Source organism: Pseudomonas sp. NPDC089396 (assembly GCF_044749545.1).
GTDB lineage: Bacteria > Pseudomonadota > Gammaproteobacteria > Pseudomonadales > Pseudomonadaceae > Aquipseudomonas.
In genome coordinates, this window is record NZ_JBIVIC010000001.1 from 313311 (window position 1) to 332123 (window position 18813).

Annotated in this window: 18 protein-coding genes; 11 read left to right on the forward strand and 7 right to left on the reverse strand. The window is 64.0% G+C overall.

The features are described 5' to 3' along the window. Position 1: 1 nt before the first annotated feature. The 3 genes from ACIPZB_RS01540 to ACIPZB_RS01550 form a co-directional block, all read right to left on the reverse strand. Positions 2–2866: a class I adenylate cyclase gene (locus ACIPZB_RS01540; protein ID WP_400638720.1), complete on the reverse strand. Its 2865-nt coding sequence runs from the start codon at positions 2864–2866 to the stop codon at positions 2–4. Positions 2867–3058: 192 nt separating this feature from the next. Then, on the reverse strand, positions 3059–3304 hold the full coding sequence (locus ACIPZB_RS01545) for a TIGR02647 family protein (protein ID WP_400638721.1): 246 nt from the start codon (positions 3302–3304) through the stop codon (positions 3059–3061). Between the two features lie 69 nt (positions 3305–3373). After that, complete coding sequence (locus tag ACIPZB_RS01550) at positions 3374–3676, reverse strand: hypothetical protein (RefSeq protein ID WP_008090823.1); 303 nt, start codon at positions 3674–3676, stop codon at positions 3374–3376. Between the two features lie 111 nt (positions 3677–3787). Between ACIPZB_RS01550 and ACIPZB_RS01555 the strand changes: the two genes are divergently transcribed. After that, a complete protein-coding gene (locus ACIPZB_RS01555; RefSeq protein WP_400638722.1) occupies positions 3788–4450 on the forward strand; it encodes a glutathione S-transferase in 663 nt (220 codons plus the stop codon). 119 nt (positions 4451–4569) lie between these two features. Here ACIPZB_RS01555 and argH read toward each other — a convergent pair whose 3' ends face one another. Continuing rightward, positions 4570–5964 carry an argininosuccinate lyase gene (argH, locus tag ACIPZB_RS01560; protein ID WP_008099466.1) on the reverse strand — a complete coding sequence of 465 codons (1395 nt, stop codon included), beginning with the start codon at positions 5962–5964 and terminating at the stop codon, positions 4570–4572. Between the two features lie 309 nt (positions 5965–6273). Between argH and ACIPZB_RS01565 the strand changes: the two genes are divergently transcribed. The 7 genes from ACIPZB_RS01565 (at position 6274) to rsd (ending at position 12719) form a co-directional block, all read left to right on the forward strand. Then, on the forward strand, positions 6274–7017 hold the full coding sequence (locus ACIPZB_RS01565; RefSeq protein WP_008099465.1) for a LytTR family DNA-binding domain-containing protein: 744 nt from the start codon (positions 6274–6276) through the stop codon (positions 7015–7017). A 188-nt stretch (positions 7018–7205) separates the two neighbouring features. Beyond that, positions 7206–8147, forward strand: a complete 942-nt coding sequence (gene hemC, locus ACIPZB_RS01570) for a hydroxymethylbilane synthase (RefSeq protein WP_400638723.1) — start codon at positions 7206–7208, stop codon at positions 8145–8147. Then, a complete protein-coding gene (locus ACIPZB_RS01575; RefSeq protein WP_400638724.1) occupies positions 8144–8911 on the forward strand; it encodes a uroporphyrinogen-III synthase in 768 nt (255 codons plus the stop codon). Before hemC ends, ACIPZB_RS01575 begins: the two co-directional genes overlap by 4 nt. 45 nt (positions 8912–8956) lie before the next feature. Further along, positions 8957–10057 (forward strand): uroporphyrinogen-III C-methyltransferase, encoded by a 1101-nt coding sequence (locus tag ACIPZB_RS01580; RefSeq protein WP_400638725.1) that lies wholly within the window; start codon positions 8957–8959, stop codon positions 10055–10057. Beyond that, positions 10054–11292, forward strand: coding sequence for a heme biosynthesis protein HemY (locus ACIPZB_RS01585; protein WP_400638726.1), 1239 nt, complete (start codon positions 10054–10056; stop codon positions 11290–11292). The genes ACIPZB_RS01580 and ACIPZB_RS01585 overlap by 4 nt, the downstream gene beginning before the upstream one ends. 222 nt (positions 11293–11514) lie before the next feature. Continuing rightward, positions 11515–12018 carry a disulfide bond formation protein B gene (locus tag ACIPZB_RS01590; protein ID WP_400638727.1) on the forward strand — a complete coding sequence of 168 codons (504 nt, stop codon included), beginning with the start codon at positions 11515–11517 and terminating at the stop codon, positions 12016–12018. Positions 12019–12248: 230 nt separating this feature from the next. Beyond that, on the forward strand, positions 12249–12719 hold the full coding sequence (gene rsd / locus ACIPZB_RS01595) for a sigma D regulator (protein ID WP_400638728.1): 471 nt from the start codon (positions 12249–12251) through the stop codon (positions 12717–12719). A gap of 8 nt (positions 12720–12727) precedes the next feature. Here rsd and ACIPZB_RS01600 read toward each other — a convergent pair whose 3' ends face one another. Further along, on the reverse strand, positions 12728–13393 hold the full coding sequence (locus tag ACIPZB_RS01600; protein ID WP_400638729.1) for an FKBP-type peptidyl-prolyl cis-trans isomerase: 666 nt from the start codon (positions 13391–13393) through the stop codon (positions 12728–12730). Between the two features lie 223 nt (positions 13394–13616). On the opposite strand from ACIPZB_RS01600, the gene ACIPZB_RS01605 reads away from it, so the two are divergent. Then, a complete protein-coding gene (locus ACIPZB_RS01605; RefSeq protein ID WP_400638730.1) occupies positions 13617–14696 on the forward strand; it encodes an AlgP family protein in 1080 nt (359 codons plus the stop codon). Here the strand turns inward: ACIPZB_RS01605 and ACIPZB_RS01610 are convergent. Next, on the reverse strand, positions 14672–15154 hold the full coding sequence (locus ACIPZB_RS01610; RefSeq protein ID WP_400638945.1) for a TIGR02444 family protein: 483 nt from the start codon (positions 15152–15154) through the stop codon (positions 14672–14674). The two genes, ACIPZB_RS01605 and ACIPZB_RS01610, sit on opposite strands and share 25 nt — an antisense overlap. 50 nt (positions 15155–15204) lie before the next feature. On the opposite strand from ACIPZB_RS01610, the gene ACIPZB_RS01615 reads away from it, so the two are divergent. Both ACIPZB_RS01615 and ACIPZB_RS01620 read left to right on the forward strand, forming a co-directional pair. Next, positions 15205–17115: an ATP-binding cassette domain-containing protein gene (locus ACIPZB_RS01615; protein WP_400638731.1), complete on the forward strand. Its 1911-nt coding sequence runs from the start codon at positions 15205–15207 to the stop codon at positions 17113–17115. A gap of 196 nt (positions 17116–17311) precedes the next feature. Beyond that, on the forward strand, positions 17312–17944 hold the full coding sequence (locus ACIPZB_RS01620) for a LysE family transporter (RefSeq protein WP_400638732.1): 633 nt from the start codon (positions 17312–17314) through the stop codon (positions 17942–17944). A 114-nt stretch (positions 17945–18058) separates the two neighbouring features. Here the strand turns inward: ACIPZB_RS01620 and ACIPZB_RS01625 are convergent, their stop codons facing one another. Next, positions 18059–18811 (reverse strand): slipin family protein, encoded by a 753-nt coding sequence (locus tag ACIPZB_RS01625; RefSeq protein WP_043274085.1) that lies wholly within the window; start codon positions 18809–18811, stop codon positions 18059–18061. Between the last annotated feature and the right edge of the window lie 2 nt (positions 18812–18813).

Genomic DNA, 18813 nt, shown 5'->3' on the forward strand with positions numbered 1-18813 from the left:
TTCAAGGCTCCAGGGTTGCCTGCAACTGCGCCAACCCATCATTGAGCGCCTGCTCGAGCGCTCGCTTGTAGCGCAAGTACAGCAGGGTCGAACCCTGCTCATCCTCGAGCAGCTCTGACAGGTCCAGGTCGGTGATATAGCAGCGGTAGTGCCCGGCACTGCGGCGCTGGCCGAGGATCTGCCGGGCGACCACGGCATACAGTTCGTCACCATGTTCCAGCTCGGAAAACTCCTGCTGGTCGCAATACAGCGTGACATGCACTTCATCACCCGCGCCGGCCTGCAGAATGGCTTGCACCTCGTAGTACGGCTGGCCGTTGCCATCGCGTGGCGCTGGGCGGGCCTCGCTGCTGCGCGCCTTGCCTGGCCCTGAGGGCAGCAACTGGGCGTAGTGGATCTGCAGCGAAGCCTGCTGCACATAGTCCAGTGGCAAGCGCGCATCGCGGCGCATCACCACCGACCGCAGAAAGCGCTGAATCGGCAGCAGCAGGTGGCTTTCGTCATGCAGCGGCAGACGCTGCTGCCACAGGGCGTTGTATTCATCCAGCACATAAAGGTCGGCCCAGCCGTCGAGCAGGCGGTAGAACACCTGGATGCAGTCGGGGCGGCCTTGTTCCAGCACCAGCGGCAGGTCGTGGTCCTGCAAGGCATTGGCATCCAGGTGCAGCGGGCTGTAGACGTTGCGCTCTTCCCCCAGGCAATCGAGCACGGCGGCATGCCCGGTCAGCGTCGTCAGGTTGACCTGCCCGGGCAGCAGCTCCAGCACATGGGTGTGCTGCGCCACTTGCACGAGATAGCGGTAGTTTCGGTCCTGGTCCAGCAGCAGCTGCACGGTGTCGAAAATGTCCTCGACCCGCTGGCTGATGGCTTGCGCGCGGTTGTGGCAGAAGCAACGCACCCGCACCCGCGGGCGGTGGCTGCGCTGGCCGAGACTGTTGAGGAAGTCGCGTAGGCAGCGCAGCAGGGCGTGCTCGCCGTCGTAGCGCTGCACCAGCACTTCGTTCCAGCTGTTCAGGGTGATCTGGTCGAGCGTCAACACCAGGTTTTCGCGAACGCCTGCGTAGCTCAGCGAGTCGGTGCGCTCGGTGGTCATCAGGATGTTCAGGTCGCGGTGGTGGCGCAACGGGTCGACGCCAACGTTGACCAGCAAGAGGATCTCGTCGGCCACGCTGGGTTGCAGCAGGCGCACTTCGCTGACCGGCTCCAGCGGCAGGGGGATACTCTGCTGCAGGCTGCCGATCAGGTTGAACAGCTCGAATTCGCTGAGGTCACTTTCGCCTGGGTGCAGCGCCAGGCGCGTGCTGCTGTCGATGACGCCGTTGCGGTGGGCCCAGGCCAGCAGTTCGAGCAGTTCGCGGCAGCGCTTGATCGGGCTGAAATGCTCCCATTCGTGCACGCCCAGGTTGCCGTTGTACAGACCCCAGTGGTAACTGCCGGGCTCTTTTCGGTTGGGTGACTGGACCAGGGTCAGGGTGTCTTCGGCGAGGTCTGGGGCAATGCTGGGGTTGATCACTTCGATCTTGCCGGCGCGGCGTTCGAACGCCGCGTACAGGCGTCGGCCGAGGACATTCAGGTCGCGCTGTTCGGCGCGATTGCTGACGTTCTGGTTTTGGGCAAACTGGCCGAGAAAGCGATAGCTATGGTTCAGCTCGGCCACCAGTTCGCGGCGCTCGACCGCTACCTGGCGCACCTTCCATTGGCTGCGGCTGTCGAGCAGGGCCAACTGGCGTTGGTCCCAGCCCCATTCGTCCGCCAGGCGTTGCAAAAGCCGACGCTGCCAGCCGTTGTTGCGGGTGCGATCGAGGCCGCTGAGCTTCTTGTTGACCTTCAGGTACAGGCTGCGCCGTACCAGTTCCAGGCGCGTGGTTTCGCCGCGTTGCTGCAGGTAGTGTTCGATCCGCCGGTAAACCATTACATAGGGGTCGAGCTCGTCGAGGTCCAGGCGATTGGCGAACACTGCCTGCTTGTAGTCCAGGCTCAGGCAGCGCACGGCGGGATGCTCGCTGGCGTACACCTCGGTCAGCAGCAGCTTGAGCAGCGACTTGTACGGCGAGTCGATGCCCTTGAACAGCTGCCACAAGCCGGCCCCGACGAACTCGCCGGGCGGGATATGCGCCAGGTGGCCGAGGTCGAGGGCATCGGTGCTGCGGATGAAGCGTTTGTTCAGCAAGGTGTCGCTGTAGCGCTGATAGTTCTGCTCTTCATAGACCGGCACCAACCACCATAGCGGCGTGCGCCCGGCCAGCCATATCGCAGTGCGGTAGAACTCATCGAGCAACAGGTAGTGCTGGGTCGTGCCGCAGTCGTCGGAACTGAGCTGGCCGTCGCGCTGGCCTTTGGCGAAGCTCTGCGGGTCGATCAGGAAAAAATGCGCTTCGGCGCCCAGGCTGGCCGCCCAGGATTCGAGCAGCTGGCATTTGCGCTGCAGTTCTTCGCGCGGACCTTCGGCCAGGCCAGGGGCGTGGCAGACCCACAGGTCCATGTCGCTCTGCTCGGCCTGGGCCAGGGAGCCGAGGCTGCCCATCAGGAACAGGCCGTGGATGGGGCGGTGGGGGTTACCCAGGCGCGTCTTGTAGCTGAACGAACGGGCCAACCGCTGGCCTTCGGCGACCAGATCGGCAGAGGGCTCGAAGCCTGATACGCCCGCTGGCGTGCTGCCGGAGACATAGCCGGGCAGCAACGGGTGGTTGACGTGGAACAGCAATGGCAGAAGGGTCAGCACCTGCTGCTGGCGTGTCGAAAGCCCCTCCAGGGCGCGCTCGAGCCGGCCTTGGTTCAGCTGCAGGAACCGCGCACGCAGCTTCGCCAGCACCTTGCGATCGATGCCGTCGTGCAGGTCTGGGCGGATTTCGTGGGGCTGGTTCATTGCGCACTCAGGGGCAGGCTGGGGAGCTGAGGCGAGTTTAACCTGAGTGGAGCACTCGGATAAGCAGCATGTGGGTTCTTGACGCCATTTTTCTAGCGCCTGTGCGGACCCTATCGCCGGCAAGCCGGCTCCCACATCGATCACCGCTGACCTTGTGGGAGCCGGCTTGCCGGCGAAAGGGCCGGTACAGGTTTACGCAGGCTGCGGGGTCTTGAGGATGTTCAGCAGCAGTTGCACGCTTTCTGCCGCGTCATGCCCCAGGCTAGTGAGGTATCCGCCATCGGGCTGGTCGGTCAACTGCTTCTCGTGCAGGCGTTTTGCCGCGGCGACAAGGGCGGGTGCTGCGTTCGCGTGAATCTTGATGCCTTCCTGGCTGCTGTCCAGGGTGAACAGGGCGAGTACTTCCAGTTCGGCGATCAGTTCGGGGGTGAAGGACATGGCGACTCCTGACTTCCAGACGAGGATGGCGGCACCGCCAGCGGTGCCTGACCCTGGAGTGTAGTCGGGTTATTCGTCCTCGCCTTGATCTGCCTCAGGTGGCAGCTCGGGAAGCGCGCGCAGGGCGGTTTCGTACCACTCGGCGTTGAAGGGGCGATCCTCGGCGAGCATGTTGTCGATCTCGATGGCGAGTACATGGGCCATGAGATTGAGGATGTCTTCGCGCTCGTAACCGACCAGGCTGAGCTTGTTGAACGTGGCCTTGGCCGCCGGCGGTTCGCCGCTTTCGATCTGGTTCTCGATGGCCTGGGTCAGCGTTGCCTCGGCGAAGGCTTCGTCGTCGTCATTGTCGATGTCGGTGGGCTCGCTCATGGCGCTACTCCTGATGTGGGGCGTACAGTTTGCCACGCCCGCGCTGGTCATGCCTTGCCGATCGGTCTATAAAAGCCGGGCCATCCCCATACGGCCTGGAGGCTGTTACCCATGCTCAAGCTTCACGGATTCGCGGTCAGCAACTACTACAACATGGTCAAGCTGGCCTTGCTGGAAAAAGGCCTGTCGTTCGAGGAGGTCACGTTCTATGGCGGCCAGGCGCCGCAGGCGCTGGAAATCAGCCCGCGTGGCAAGGTGCCGGCGCTGGAGACCGAACACGGCTTTCTCAGCGAGACCAGCGTGATCCTCGACTATATCGAGCAGACCCGGGGTGGCAAGGCGTTGCTGCCGGCCGACCCGTTCGAGCAGGCCAAGGTGCGCGAGCTGCTCAAGGAAATCGAACTGTACATCGAGCTGCCGGCACGTACCTGCTATCCCGAGTCGTTCTTCGGCGCGGCGGTGGAACCGTTGATCAAGGAGCGTGCACGGGCCGACCTGCTGGCGGGGTTTGCCACGCTCAAGCGCAATGGCCGCTTTGCACCTTATGTGGCGGGTGAAGAGCTGACACTGGCTGACTTGATGTTCTGCTTCTCGGTCGATCTGGCCTATGCAGTGGGCAAGAAAGTACTCAACGTCGACTTCCTCGCAGACTTCCCGGAGGCCAAGGCGTTGCTGGAGAAGATGCGCGAGAATCCGCACATGGCGCAGATCCTGGCGGACAAGGAGGCGTCGATGCCGGCCTTCCTGGAGATGATTCGCAGCGGTAAGCGCTGAGGGCAGGGGCCGCTTTGCGGCCCTTTCGCGACGCAAGGCCGCTCCTACAGGGAATCGCGTACCCCTGTAGGAGCGGCCTTGCGTCGCGATAGGGCTACGAAGCAGCCCCAGGGTCTAGATCAGCGCGAAGCCAGCAACGCCTTGCCGCGCACGACAGCTGCACGCACCTGCGCCGGCGCCGTACCACCAATGTGGTCACGCGCATTCACCGAACCTTCCAGCGTCAGCACGGCGAACACGTCCTGCTCGATCTGGTCGCTGAACTGGCGCAATTCTTCCAGGCTCATCTCTGCCAGGTCCTTGCCAGTGTCGACGCCATACTTCACCGCATGACCGACGATTTCGTGGCAGTCACGGAACGGCAGGCCACGGCGTACCAGGTAGTCGGCCAGGTCAGTAGCGGTGGAGAAGCCGCGCAGGGCCGCTTCGCGCATGATCGCATGGCGCGGTTTGATCGCCGGGATCATGTCGGCAAAGGCACGCAGCGAATCGCGCAGGGTGTCGGCGGCGTCGAACAGCGGCTCCTTGTCTTCCTGGTTGTCCTTGTTGTAGGCCAGCGGCTGGCCCTTCATCAAGGTCAGCAGGCCGGTCAGGGCGCCGAACACACGGCCGCTCTTGCCGCGAACCAGTTCAGGGACGTCTGGGTTCTTCTTCTGCGGCATGATCGAGCTGCCGGTGCAGAAACGATCGGGCAGGTCGACGAACTGGAACTGCGCGCTGGTCCACAGCACCAGCTCTTCGGAGAAGCGCGACAGGTGCATCATCGCCACGCTGGCAGCTGCGCAGAATTCGATGGCGAAGTCACGGTCCGAGACGCCGTCCAGCGAGTTTCCGGCCACGGCTTCGAAGCCCAGCAGCTTGCAGGTCAGTTCACGGTCGATCGGGTAGGTGGTGCCGGCCAGCGCGGCGCTGCCCAGGGGCATGCGGTTGGCGCGCTTGCGGCAGTCGACCAGGCGCTCGTAGTCGCGGCTGAGCATTTCGAACCAGGCCAGCAGGTGGTGGCCGAAGGTGACCGGCTGGGCCGTCTGCAGGTGGGTGAAGCCCGGCATGATGGTGTCGGCTTCACGTTCGGCCTGCTCCAGCAGGCCCTGCTGCAGGCGGGTGATCTCGGCCAGGATCAGGTCGATTTCGTCACGCAGCCACAGGCGGATGTCGGTGGCCACCTGGTCGTTGCGGCTACGGCCGGTGTGCAGCTTCTTGCCAGTGATGCCGATGCGGTCGGTGAGGCGTGCCTCGATGTTCATGTGCACATCTTCGAGGTCCACGCGCCAGTCGAAGTTGCCGGCCTCGATCTCGCCCTGAATGGTCTTCAGGCCGTCGATGATGGTGTCGCGTTCGGCATCGCTGAGCACGCCGACCTGCGCCAACATGGTGGCGTGGGCGATCGAACCCATGATGTCGTGGCGGTACAGGCGCTTGTCGAAATCGACCGAAGCGGTGAAGCGGGCGACGAAGGCGTCGACGGGTTCACTGAAGCGGCCGCCCCAGGACTGATTGGTCTTGTCGGTGCTCATGGATTCACTCGTTGAAGGCGTGAACGAAAAAGTGCCGCCGATAATAGCAGGGTTGGGCGTGCCGCCGAAGGACGCCGGTCGAGAGAAATCTGCGGCAAACCATGGTACAGGTGGGCGAAGCGGATATTCACCGATTGAACGGCAGTGTTCCACGGACCGTCTACAGTTGGACAAAGGACTGGCAGTGAATCTGCCGGCTCAGTGAATCTTTGGCCTTCGCACTGGTCTAGAGCGTGACCGCAGTGTCGCTCGACCTGCATCTGTCTACGCTATACCTGTGCGAGACTCACTCAGGAATCCAGAGCAATTATGAATGTCCTGATCGTTGATGATGAACCCCTGGCCCGTGAACGCCTGACGCGGCTCTTCGGGGAACTGGAGGGGTACACCGTGCTGGAGCCCAGCGCCACCAACGGCGAGGAGGCCCTGGCCCTGATCGAAAGCCACAAGCCCGATGTGGTCCTGCTGGATATCGGCATGCCGGGCCTGGATGGCCTGCAGGTCGCCGCTCGCCTGTGCGAGCGCGAGGCACCCCCGTCGGTGGTGTTCTGTACCGGTGACGATGAATACGGTGCCGAGGCGTTCAAGGACAGTACCCTCAGCCATGTGACCAAGCCGATTCAACCCCAGGCCCTGCGCGAAGCGTTGCGCAAGGCAGAGAAACCCAACCGTACCCAGTTGGCGGCGTTGACCCGGCCAGGCAGTGAAGGCGGGGGGCCGCGCAGCCATATCAGCGCGCGCACGCGCAAGGGCATCGAGCTGATCCCTTTGCCGCAGGTCATCTATTTCATTGCCGACCACAAGTACGTGACGTTGCGCCACGAAGCCGGAGAGGTGCTGCTCGATGAGCCGCTCAAGGCTTTGGAAGACGAGTTCGGCGAACGTTTCGTGCGTATCCACCGCAACGCCCTGGTCGCCCGCGAGCGCATCGAACGCCTGCAGCGTACGCCGCTTGGGCATTTCCAGCTGTTCCTCAAAGGCCTGGACGGTGACGCCCTGACCGTCAGCCGACGGCACGTGGCTGGCGTGCGCAAGATGATGCAGACGCTCTGAACAGGTTCTGCGCATCTTTTGTAGGAGCGGCCTTGCGTCGCGAAAGGGCTGCGCAGCAGCCCCAGAATTGATGCTTCAACTCACAGACCCCGGGGCTGCTGCGCAGCCCTTTCGCGACGCAAGGCCGCTCCTACAGGCACCGGCGGAGCTGTTATCATCGACAGCATTCCTAAGCATCGGGGCGTTCCATGTCCACTCGCGAAATCCGCATTGCCACCCGTAAAAGTGCCTTGGCCCTGTGGCAGGCCGAATACGTCAAAGCCCGCCTCGAGCAGGCGCACCCCGGCCTGCTGGTCACACTGGTGCCCATGGTCAGTCGTGGCGACAAGCTGCTCGATGCGCCGCTGGCGAAAATCGGTGGCAAGGGCCTGTTCGTCAAGGAACTGGAAACCGCCTTGCTCGAAAACGAAGCCGACATCGCCGTGCACTCGATGAAGGACGTGCCCATGGACTTCCCCGAAGGCCTGGGCCTGTACTGCATCTGCGAGCGCGAAGACCCGCGTGACGCCTTCGTGTCCAACCACTTCGCCAGCCTCGATGCCCTGCCGGCAGGCAGCATCGTCGGCACCTCCAGCCTGCGCCGCCAGGCCCAGTTGCTGGCGCGCCGGCCCGACCTGAAAATCCATTTCCTGCGGGGCAACGTCAACACCCGCCTGGCCAAGCTCGATGCCGGCGATTACGACGCGATCATCCTCGCCGCTGCCGGCCTGATTCGTCTCGGCTTCGAACAGCGCATCACCGCCACCCTCAGTGTCGACGACAGCCTGCCGGCTGGCGGCCAGGGCGCGGTGGGTATCGAATGCCGCAGCGCGGACAGCGAGATCCATGCCTTGCTGGCGCCGCTGCACCATGCCGATACCGCCGACCGGGTGGTGGCCGAGCGCGCCTTGAACAAGCGTCTGAACGGCGGCTGCCAGGTGCCCATCGCCTGCTATGCAGTGCTGGAAGGCGAGCAACTGTGGCTGCGTGGACTGGTCGGCCAACCCAGCGGTGGCACCCTGCTGGTGGCCGACGCCCGCGCCCCGCGCAGCAACGCCGAAGCCTTGGGTGTACAGGTTGCCGAAGACCTGCTGGGCCAGGGCGCTGAAGCCATTCTGAAGGAAGTCTACGGCGAGGCCGGGCACCCGTGAGCCCCTGGCGCCTCTTGCTGACGCGGCCTGCCGATGACTGTGCGACGCTGGCCCAGAGCCTGGCAGCCGCTGGCGTGGCCAGCAGTTGCCTGCCCTTGCTGGCGATCGAGCCGGTCGAGTTGGAGTATGCGCAGCGCCAGAAGCTGACCGCACTGGCCAGCTATCAGGCGCTGATCGTGGTCAGCAAGCCGGCCGCCAGGCTGCTCCTTGAGCGCGTCGCGCAAAACGGCCTGCAGCCCCCGCAAAAAGGCTGGTTCACCGTTGGCGAAGCCACGGCGGCGGTGCTGCATGACGCAGGCTTGCAAGTGGCCTTCCCCAGGCAGGGCGACGACAGCGAGGCCTTGCTTGCACTCCCGGCCCTGCGAGAGGCCATGGCGGTTGCCACTGCGCGCGTGTTGATCGTTCGCGGTGTCGGAGGTCGCGAACTGCTGGCCGAGCGTCTTGCAGAGCAAGGTGCTAGTGTCGATTATCTGGAACTGTATCGTCGCTGCCTGCCGGAGTACCCGGCGGGCACATTGCTGCGCCGCATCGAAGCGGAACGCCTCAATGGCCTGGTGGTCAGCAGTGGGCAGGGTCTTGAGCACTTGCAGCAGCTGGCCGCCGCCGATTGGCCGCGGATAGCGCGCCTGCCGTTGTTCGTGCCAAGCCCGCGCGTCGCCGAGCAGGCACGGGCCGCCGGGGCGCAACAGGTTGTGGATTGCCGTGGTGCCAGTGCCACGGCCTTGCTGGCAGCCGTGCAGCGCAGCGCTGCACCTGCCTCTTAAGGCGCTAAGCTCAGAGCGGAGTGCCCCCATGCAAAGGATGGATACGTGAGCGAAACTGTCTTGTCGAACAATGATCAGCCGTCGGCCCAGGAGCCGACGCAACCGGTTACCACCCCATCCGCCAAACGCTCTGGCAGCGGCCTGGCGGTGCTGGCGTTACTGGTAGGCGCTGCCGGGGTTGCGGTGGGCGGTTGGGGTGTCTGGCAGGTGCGGCAGCTGCAAGGCAGTGAAGTGAACCAGGGCCAGCACCTGGAGGCGTTGAACCAGCGCGCTGCCGCGCTGCAGCAGCGCGAGCAGCAGATCAGCGCCCAGTTGGCCAGCCTGCCGGCCGCCAGCGAGCTGGAAGACCGCCGCCGCCTGGTGGCGCAACTGCAGGGCGACCAGCAACGCCTCAGCCAGCGCCTTGAAACCGTACTGGGCGAGAGCCGCAAGGAATGGCGTCTGGCCGAGGCCGAGCACCTGTTGCGCCTGGCCACCCTTCGCCTCTCGGCGTTGCAGGACATCACCAGTGCCAAGGCGCTGGTCGAAGGCGCCGACGAGATCCTTCGCGAGCAGAGCGACCCTGGCGCCTTCGCCGCCCGTGAGCAACTGGCGCGCAGCCTGGCGACACTCAACAGCACCCAGCAACCGGACCGCACCGGCCTGTTCCTCAAGTTGGCCGCCCAGCGTGACCTGGTGCAGCAGCTCAGCGCCCAGTCGCCGGAGTTCGACAGCAATGCCGATGCGCTCGGCGCTCTGACCGCCGATGGCGATGGTGCCAGCCGGCTGTCGCAGTGGTGGGCCGAGATCTCCAAGTACTTCCAGATCGATTTCGACGCTGACGAGAATGTGCGGCCGCTGCTGGCCGGGCAGTCGCTCAACCAGCTACGCCTGGCCCTGAGCCTGACCATCGAACAAGCCCAGTGGGCTGCGCTCAACGGCGAGGCCAAGGTCTACACCCAGGCCCTGGATGACGCGCGCAGCGTACTGCTGGCCAACTTCAACGCGGACAACCCGCAGAGCAAGGCCATGCTCGACAGCCTCAACGCGCTGGCCGATCAGCCTGTCTCGGTGGTGACCCCTGACTTGAGCGAGAGCCTGGCAGCGGTACAGGCCTACATTCAGCGCCGCCACCTGCCCGCCGAAAACGAAGGGGGCAAGCCATGAAGCGTGTCTACCTGCTGGCGGTGCTGGCGATCGTGATCGCCGCGGCGCTGGGCATCGCGGTGGCCAAGCACAGTGGCTACGTGCTGATTTCCTATGGCGGCTTCCGCTACCAGTCCGGGCTGTGGGCAGCGCTCGCTGCGCTGGTCGCCATCGTCGCGCTGGTGTGGCTGCTGCGTTACCTGGTGGGCCTGGTCTTGACTTCCAGTGGCGTGGTCAACCCGTGGTCGCGGCGCAACCGTAGCCGACGCGTGCGCATTGCCATCGAACAGGGCCAGCTGGACCTTGCCGAGGGCCGTTGGGCCAGCGCGCAGCGCCACCTGCACCGTGCCGCCGAAGCTGAACGCCAACCGCTGCTGTACTACCTCGGCGCAGCGCGCGCGGCCAATGAACAGGGCCGCGTACAAGACAGCGACAGCCTGCTTGAGCGCGCCCTGGAGCGGCAGCCCCAGGCCGAACTGGCCATTGCCCTGACCCATGCACAGTTGCAGATGGACCGTGGCGAAAGCGATGGCGCCCTGGAAACCCTGCTGGCCATGCAAGAGCGGCATCCGCAGAACAATCAGGTGTTGCGCCTGCTGCAGCGCCTGTACCTGGAACGTGGCGATTGGTCGGCCTTGATTCGTCTGTTGCCCGACCTGCGCAAGCACAAGGTGCTCCCGGTCAACGAGCTTGCCGCGTTGGAGCAGCGCGCCTGGGGCCAGAACCTGAGCCTGGCGTCCACCCGTGGCGACGATTCGCAGAGCGCTCGCCAGTCACTGGAGCGTGCTTGGCAGCAATTGACCTCGGCGCAGCGCCAGGAGCCGCAGTTGGTACTGGCTTACGCCGAGCAGTTGCGTCAGGTGGGGGCCCAGGGCGAAGCCGAGCAGGTACTGCGCGGCGCACTCAAGCGCGAATACGAGAGCCATCTGGCGCGCCTTTATGGTTTGGTGCGCGGCGATGACCCGGCGCGTCAATTGCAGACGGCTGAAGCCTGGCTCAAGGATCACCCGGAGGATCCGAGCCTGCTGCTCACGCTCGGTCGCCTGAGCTTGCAGAACCGCCTGTGGGGCAAGGCCCGCGATTACCTGGAAAGCAGCCTGCGCATGGAGCGCAACCCGGAAACCTGTGCCGAGCTTGCCAGGTTGCTGGCGGGGCTGGGCGAGACTGAACGTAGCAACCAGCTATTCCAGGAAGGGCTGGGCCTGCTCGATGAGCGCCTGCTGGCATTGCCATTGCCAGAAGGCGTACGCGCATGACCCACCCCAGGGCCCGCGCTGAGGCGCGGGCCCTGGGGGCAGGTAATTTCCCTAGCGAATCAGGTTACATCTCCATCACCATTCCAAAGAATTCTCCTACAGCTAGGTTGGAGTTTTCCCCCTCTGCTCAGTGACTTCTCGCCACTGTCTTGCCTTGAAACAAAGCGCGTCTTTCCTCTACCGTTTCAAGCCACTTCATTCACCACCGGACCTCCATCACCCATGTCGGCCCGTCTGCGCACGTTTTTTCTTCCCGCCTGCCTGGCCTCGTTGGTTGTGCTGGTCGCGACCTTCTACCTGGAAGCGACGTTGGGGCTGAAGCCTTGCACGCTGTGTTTCAGTCAGCGTGTGCTGTTGGGCGTATATGCAGCGATCTGCCTGTTCGCCGCGGTGCATGCGCCCGGTTCACTGGGCGTTCGGCGGTATGCCAGAGCAGCGCTGGCCAGTTCGGCAGTTGGCGCGCTTTTGGCGGCGCGGCATGTCTGGCTGCAAGGAGCTGACCCTGCCAGCCATGTTTGCCCGTCGTCGATCTGGCGCGTGTTCGACCAGCCTTGGGGTGACGCGGCACGACAGCTGGTGATGGGCGGCTCGGACTGCAGTTCGCTGACCTGGAGCTTTCTTGACCTGACCCTGCCCGAATGGAGCCTGCTGGCTTTCCTGCTGCTGGCGACGCCGCCCGTGGTCTTCTTGCTGGCGTATCGTTTCCGCACCCTCGGCAAAACTTGACCCAGCGCAAGGCCTTGGCGCTAGCGCGACCAGTGGTGCTGCGCAGGGGTATTAAACGCTTGTATGAACTTTGTCTGCTGCGTACCTTGATGGTCAGCACGCGCGGGAATAATCTCCCAGCACGCATACTGAAAACACAACTGCTCGATGCCGTCCTGCTGATGTCACCTTTGTGCTGCATGTCGTGGTGCGAGGTGCAGCGGCATCTACCCAGAAGGGAAGAGATCGCCATGCTCGATAGTTGTCAGAACGCCCAGGAACGCTGGGGTGGGGTTCACAAGCTGATCGACCGCTGGCTCAAGGAACGAGAGGAGCTGGTTCAGGCTTTCCGCGCCTTGCGCGATGCCAAGCCGGCTTTTGCAGACAAGGACAAGAACCGCGATTTTTGCGCGGTGTTGGTCGATTACGTGTCGGCCTGGCATTTCGAAGTCAGCGAGCAACTGGTCACCGAGGCCAAGGCATTCGGCGACCAGAAGGCCTTGAAGCTGGCTGAAGAAATCAACCCAAGGATCAACGACATCACCCAGATCGCATTGGCCTTCAATGACCACTGCGAGAAAGGCGAGTGCACGGATACCGAACGCTTCGCCGAGAAACTGGGCAAGCTCGGCAGCCTGCTGCACGAGCGCTTCGAGCTGGAAGACTGCCTGATCGAGGTGCTGCACACCGCGCACAAGGAAGAGGGCGTGGTCCAGGCCTGAGGCCTGTATCAGTCGCCTACCGCAAGCAGCTCGATCTCGAATACCAGTGGTGTGTAGGGCGCGATCAGGTCACCTGCGCCCTCGGCACCGTAGGCTTGGGCCGAAGGGATCACCAGGCGCCATTTCGAGCCCACTTTCATCTGCGGCAACGCCACCTGCCAGCCTTCGATCACCGAATCCAGGCTGAGCCATTGCGGCTGCTGGTTCTGGTCGAATACCGAGCCGTCCGGCAGCCTGCCGACATAGCGCACCTGTACCTTGCCGTTGGCTTTTGGCTGTGCGCCATTGCCGCTGCTCAGCTCACTGTAAAGCACACCTTCTGGCAGCTCATGCACGCCGGCACGTGCGCGTTCACTGGCCATGAAGCGCGTTTCGATCGCTTGCAGCTGCGTCACTTCGGGCTGCTCGGCTGCGTTGCCCGCCTGCGCTTCGTGCTGCTGCAGAATCGCTTGCATGCGTGCCTTGTCGAGTTTCAGTGGCTGGTTCTGATAGGACTGGCGCAGGCCTTCGACCAATGCCTCCAGTTGCAGCCCAGGGACCTCCTGGCGCAGGCGTTCGCCCAGGCTGGCGCCAAGGCTGTAGGCAAGGTCAGGGTCGTCGTTGGGGGCAGCCTCGGGGGCGGCCAGGGCGAAGGGCGCCACCAGGCACAGGCCAAATACAAGATAACGAGGCATGCTCAACTCCAGCTCAATGAGCGATGAAGTATGCCAGCCTTGTTGGGCAGCTATGCGTAAATATCAGCAGCGATTTGTTAAGCAACTACACTTTCACGGAGCTGCAAGATAACAACTTTGCCCAGGCATGCAACGCGGCACGAGTGATACTGTCACATGCCCTAGCGGCAGTAGCAGCAGAAGCATAGTATGAGCCGCAAACTCGTCAGCCAGGAGGTAAACCATGTCGGCTAAAAAGAAGCCAGTAAGTACGCCATTACACCTGCTCCAGCAACTTTCGGGCAGCCTGCTCGAACATTTGGAAGATGCCTGCTCGCAAGCGCTGGCTGATGCGGAAAAACTGCTGGCCAAGTTGGAAAAGCAACGCGTCAAGGCCCAGGAAAAACTGCATAACGGTCGCGTGAAGTTGCAGGACGCGGCCAAGGCAGGCAAAGCCAAGGCCCAGGGCAAGGCGCAGAAAGCGATCGGTGAACTTGAAGGGCTGCTCGATGCGCTCAAAGAACGCCAGACGCAGACCCGTACTTATATTCAGCAACTCAAGCGCGATGCTCAGGAAAGCCTGAAACTGGCCCAGGGTGTTGGCAAGGTGCGCGAAGCTGCTGGCAAGGCACTGGACCAGCGCGCGGTCGCGGCCAAATCGGCTAAACCTGCCGCTGCCAAGGCACCTGCGAAAGCTGCAGCCAAACCTGCGGCCAAGGCGGCTGCAAAACCCGCTGCCAAGGCACCGGCCAAGGCACCTGCTCGGGCTACCGCTGCCAAGGCACCGGCCAAGGCACCTGCTCGGGCTGCCGCCGCCAAGGCTCCAGCTCGAACCGCAGCTGCCAAGCCAGCTGCCGCCAAGGCTCCAGCTCGCACTGCAGCTGCCAAGCCAGCCGCTGCCAAGGCCCCGGCCAAAGCTGCTGCGGCTAAACCTGCTGCCAAGCCGGCCGCCGCCAAAGCCGCTCCGGCAAGAGCTGCTGCCGCTAAACCCGCCGCCAAGCCTGCCGCCGCCAAAACCGCTGCCGCCAAGCCCGCTGCAAAACCTGCAGCGGCCAAGCCCGCTGCGAAACCGGCCGCCAAGTCTGCTGCTGCTAAAGCCCCTGCCAAGCCGGCAGCCGCCAAATCGGCCGCCAAGCCAGCCGCAGCCAAGCCCGCTGCCAGGACTGCAGCCAAGCCCGCCGCCAAGCCGGTTGCGAGCAAGCCGGCCGAAGCCAAACCGGCTACTTCGACCGCCCCTGCACCGGTGACCAACTCGGCTGCTGCACCGGCAGCACCTTCGGCACCCGCCAGCACCTCGGCTCAGGCGCCTTCGTCGGCCTCCTGAAGCCCTGCGGCCGCGACGCGCAACTGTTCCAGCGCGTCGTGGCCACGGGCCTGGTCGGGTGCCAGCCAGGCCAGCCAGTCGCCCGTGCTCGCGTGCGCGTCTGCGGGCCATTGCTGGGCGCATGCCTGCAGGCGCTCCAGCAACGTCCTCTCTGCTTGTAGTTCCAGCCCTTTCACCTGCTCTCTCAGCGCCGCCAGGTGCGGGTCGTGCTGCGCGGGCGTTCGCCATGCCTGGCGCAGACGGCGCAGAGGCGTCACCACCTCCCGCTGCCAAGGTTCTGCAAGTGCGCGCAATGCGGCTGCGCGCGCAGGGTTTGGCTCGACGCCGCGCGCCTGCAACCAGGTCGCACACAGCAGCAGGCAGACATCGCCATCCAGTGCCTGCACGTGCAAACAGGCCGTTTCGACACCGGGCCGTGCATACAGGGCCAAGGCGTGATTCCACAGGTCGGTGTACATGATTCCACTCACGCTACGGGCCGAGGAAGCTGGTAGACTCCGCGACCATCATGATCAGACTATCCAACCTCACTTTACAGCGTGGTCCGCAGCGCTTGCTAGAAGGCGCCGAGATGACCCTGCACACCGGTCACAAGGCCGGCCTGATCGGCGCCAACGGTGCCGGTAAATCCAGCCTGTTCGCCTTGCTGCGCGGCGAGCTGTCGCCCGATGGCGGCGACTGCCAGCTGCCCGCTGACTGGCGCATCGCCCACATGCGCCAGGAGGTCGATACCCTCGATCGCCTGGCCGTGGACTATGTGCTCGACGGCGATGCGCGCCTGCGCAAGGTCCAGGCCGAGCTCGCCGTGGCCGAGCAGGCCCACGACGGCACCGCGCTGGCGCGCCTGCACAGTGAGCTGGAAAGCGCCGACGGCTACACCGCCGATGCGCGTGCGCGCAAGCTGCTGGCGGGCCTTGGCTTTACCAATGAGCAGATGGACCGCCAGGTCGGTGACTTCTCCGGTGGCTGGCGGATGCGCCTGAACCTTGCCCAGGCATTGATGTGCCCGTCCGACCTGTTGCTGCTCGACGAACCGACCAACCACCTGGACCTCGATGCCATCCTGTGGCTCGAAGACTGGCTCAAGGGCTACCCCGGCACACTGTTGCTGATCTCCCACGACCGCGACTTCCTCGATGCCGTGGTCGACCATGTGCTGCATGTCGAGCAGCGCAAACTCAACCTGTACAAAGGCGGCTACAGCGCCTTCGAGCGCACCCGCGCCGAGCGCCTGGCGCAGCAGCAGCAAGCCTACGAGAAGCAGCAGGCCCAGCGCGCGCACATGGAAAAGTACATTGCCCGCTTCAAGGCCCAGGCCACCAAGGCCCGCCAGGCGCAGAGCCGGATCAAGGCCCTGGAGCGCATGGAGGAGCTGTCGGCGGCACATGTCGATTCGCCGTTCGACTTCGTCTTCCGAGAGTCGGCGAAGATTTCCAGCCCGCTGCTGAGCCTCTCCGAAGGCCGCCTCGGCTATGGCGACAAGGCGATCCTCGACAAGGTCAAGCTGCAGCTGGTGCCGGGTGCGCGGATCGGCCTGCTGGGCCCTAATGGCGCCGGCAAGTCGACCCTGATCAAGAACCTCGCCGGCGAGCTCGAGCCGCAGTCGGGCCGCCTGGTCCGTGGCGAGAACCTCGCCGTCGGCTACTTCGCCCAGCACCAGCTCGACTCGCTGGACGACAAGGCCAGCCCGCTGCTGCACCTGCAGCGTATTGCCCCGACCGAGCGCGAGCAGACCCTGCGCGACTTCCTCGGTGGCTTCGACTTCCACGGTGATCGCGTCGACGAGCCAGTGGTGAATTTCTCCGGTGGTGAGAAGGCCCGGCTGGCCCTGGCACTGATCGCCTGGGAACGGCCTAACCTGTTGCTGCTCGACGAACCGACCAACCACCTCGACCTGGAAATGCGCCTGGCGCTGACCATGGCGTTGCAGGAGTTTTCCGGTGCCGTGGTGGTGGTTTCCCACGACCGTCATCTGCTCAAGAGCACCACCGACGAGTTCCTGCTGGTGGCCGACGGCAAGGTCGACACCTTCGATGGCGACCTGGACGACTACAGCCGCTGGCTGGTCGAATTCCGTCAGCGCAGTGCGCCGGCGAGCAATGCCCCGGTCAACCCGGACAAGACCGACAAGAAGGCCCAGCGTCAGGCCGCTGCAGCCTTGCGTCAGCAGCTGGCGCCGCACAAGAAGGTCGCCGACAAGCTGGAGACCGAGCTCAACCAGGTGCATGCGCAGCTGGCCGAGATCGAGACGGCGTTGGGTGACAGTGGCTTGTATGAGGCGGCACGCAAGGATGAGCTGCGTGACCTGCTGGCGCGGCAGACCAAGCTCAAGCAGCGTGAAGGCGAGCTTGAAGAGGGGTGGATGGAAGCCCTGGAAACGCTGGAGAGCATGCAGGCTGAGCTTGAGGCGTTGTCCTGATTCATTGATGTAGTCAGTGCTGGCCCATCGCCGGCAAGCCGGCTCCCACAGATGCGCCCTGTGATTTCCCCTGTGGGAGCCGGCTTGCCGGCGATAGGGCCGGAACAGGCGCCAGAAATTCTGCAGAAATCACTGGTCATTTTTTCACCAACCCCTTAGCTTAACGTTTTGCAACATATGTCGAGCGAGGTGTGTGATGTCGATGGAAGTGTGGTTGGGCTTCTTTGCCGCGTGCTGGGTGATCAGCCTTTCACCGGGCGCCGGGGCGATTGCCTCGATGTCCAGCGGCCTGCAGTACGGTTTCTGGCGCGGTTACTGGAACGCCCTGGGCCTGCAGCTGGGCCTGATCGTGCAGATCGCCATCATTGCCGCCGGTGTCGGCGCCATCCTCGCTGCCTCCGCCACCGCCTTCCAGATCATCAAGTGGTTCGGTGTCGCCTACCTGATCTACCTGGCCTACAAGCAATGGCGTGCGTTGCCGATGGACATGACCGAGGAATCGGGCGTGCGTCCGATCGGCAAGCCCCTGAGCCTGGTGTTCCGCGGTTTCCTGGTCAACGTCAGCAACCCTAAGGCGCTGGTGTTCATGCTCGCGGTGCTGCCGCAGTTCCTCAACCCGCATGCACCGCTGTTGCCGCAGTACGTGGCGATCACGATCACCATGGTCACCGTCGATATGCTGGTGATGGCGGGTTACACCGGGCTGGCGGCTCGGGTTCTGCGCATGCTGCGCACGCCCAAGCAGCAGAAACGCCTGAACCGCACGTTTGCCGGGTTGTTCATTGGTGCAGCTACTTTCCTGGCGACGTTGCGCCGCGCGCCGATCTGACCGATTGTTGGGGCTGCTTTGCAGCCCTATCGCGACACAAGGCCGCTCCTACAGGGTTCGCGAACGTCTGTAGGAGCGGCCTTGTGTCGCGAAAGGGCCTCGCAGAGGCCCCAGCTATTTCGGCCTCTCCACCATCCCCTTGAGCAAGTCCAGCGGCATCGGAAACACGATGGTCGAACTCTTGTCCCCGGCAATCGACCCCAGCGTCTGCATGTACCGCAACTGCATGGCCCCCGGCTCCCGGCTCAGCATCTGCGCCGCCTGCATCAGTTTCTCCGAAGCCTGCAGCTCCCCTTCGGCATGAATCACCTTGGCCCGCCGCTCGCGTTCCGCCTCGGCCTGGCGGGCGATGGCGCGGACCATCGATTCGTTGAGGTCGACATGCTTGATCTCGACATTGGCCACCTTGATGCCCCAGGCATCGGTCTGGGCGTCCAGCACCTGGCGGATGTCCAGGTTGAGCTGTTCGCGCTCGGCCAGCAGCTCATCCAGTTCGTGCTTGCCGAGCACCGCGCGCAGGGTGGTTTGCGCCAGCTGGCTGGTGGCGACCAGGAAGTCCTCGACCTGGATGATCGCCTTCTGCGGGTCGAGCACGCGAAAGTACAGCACGGCGTTGACTTTGACCGAGACGTTGTCGCGGGTGATCACATCTTGCGGCGGCACATCCAGCACCACGGTACGCAGATCGACCCGCACCATTTGCTGGATCACCGGAATCAGCAGGATCAATCCCGGCCCCTTGACCTGCCAGAAGCGCCCCAGCTGGAACACCACGCCACGCTCGTATTCGCGCAGGATGCGAAACGCCGAGAGCAGCAGCATCGCCAGCACGATCAGCACGGCGCCAAAACCCAATTGCATGAACATCG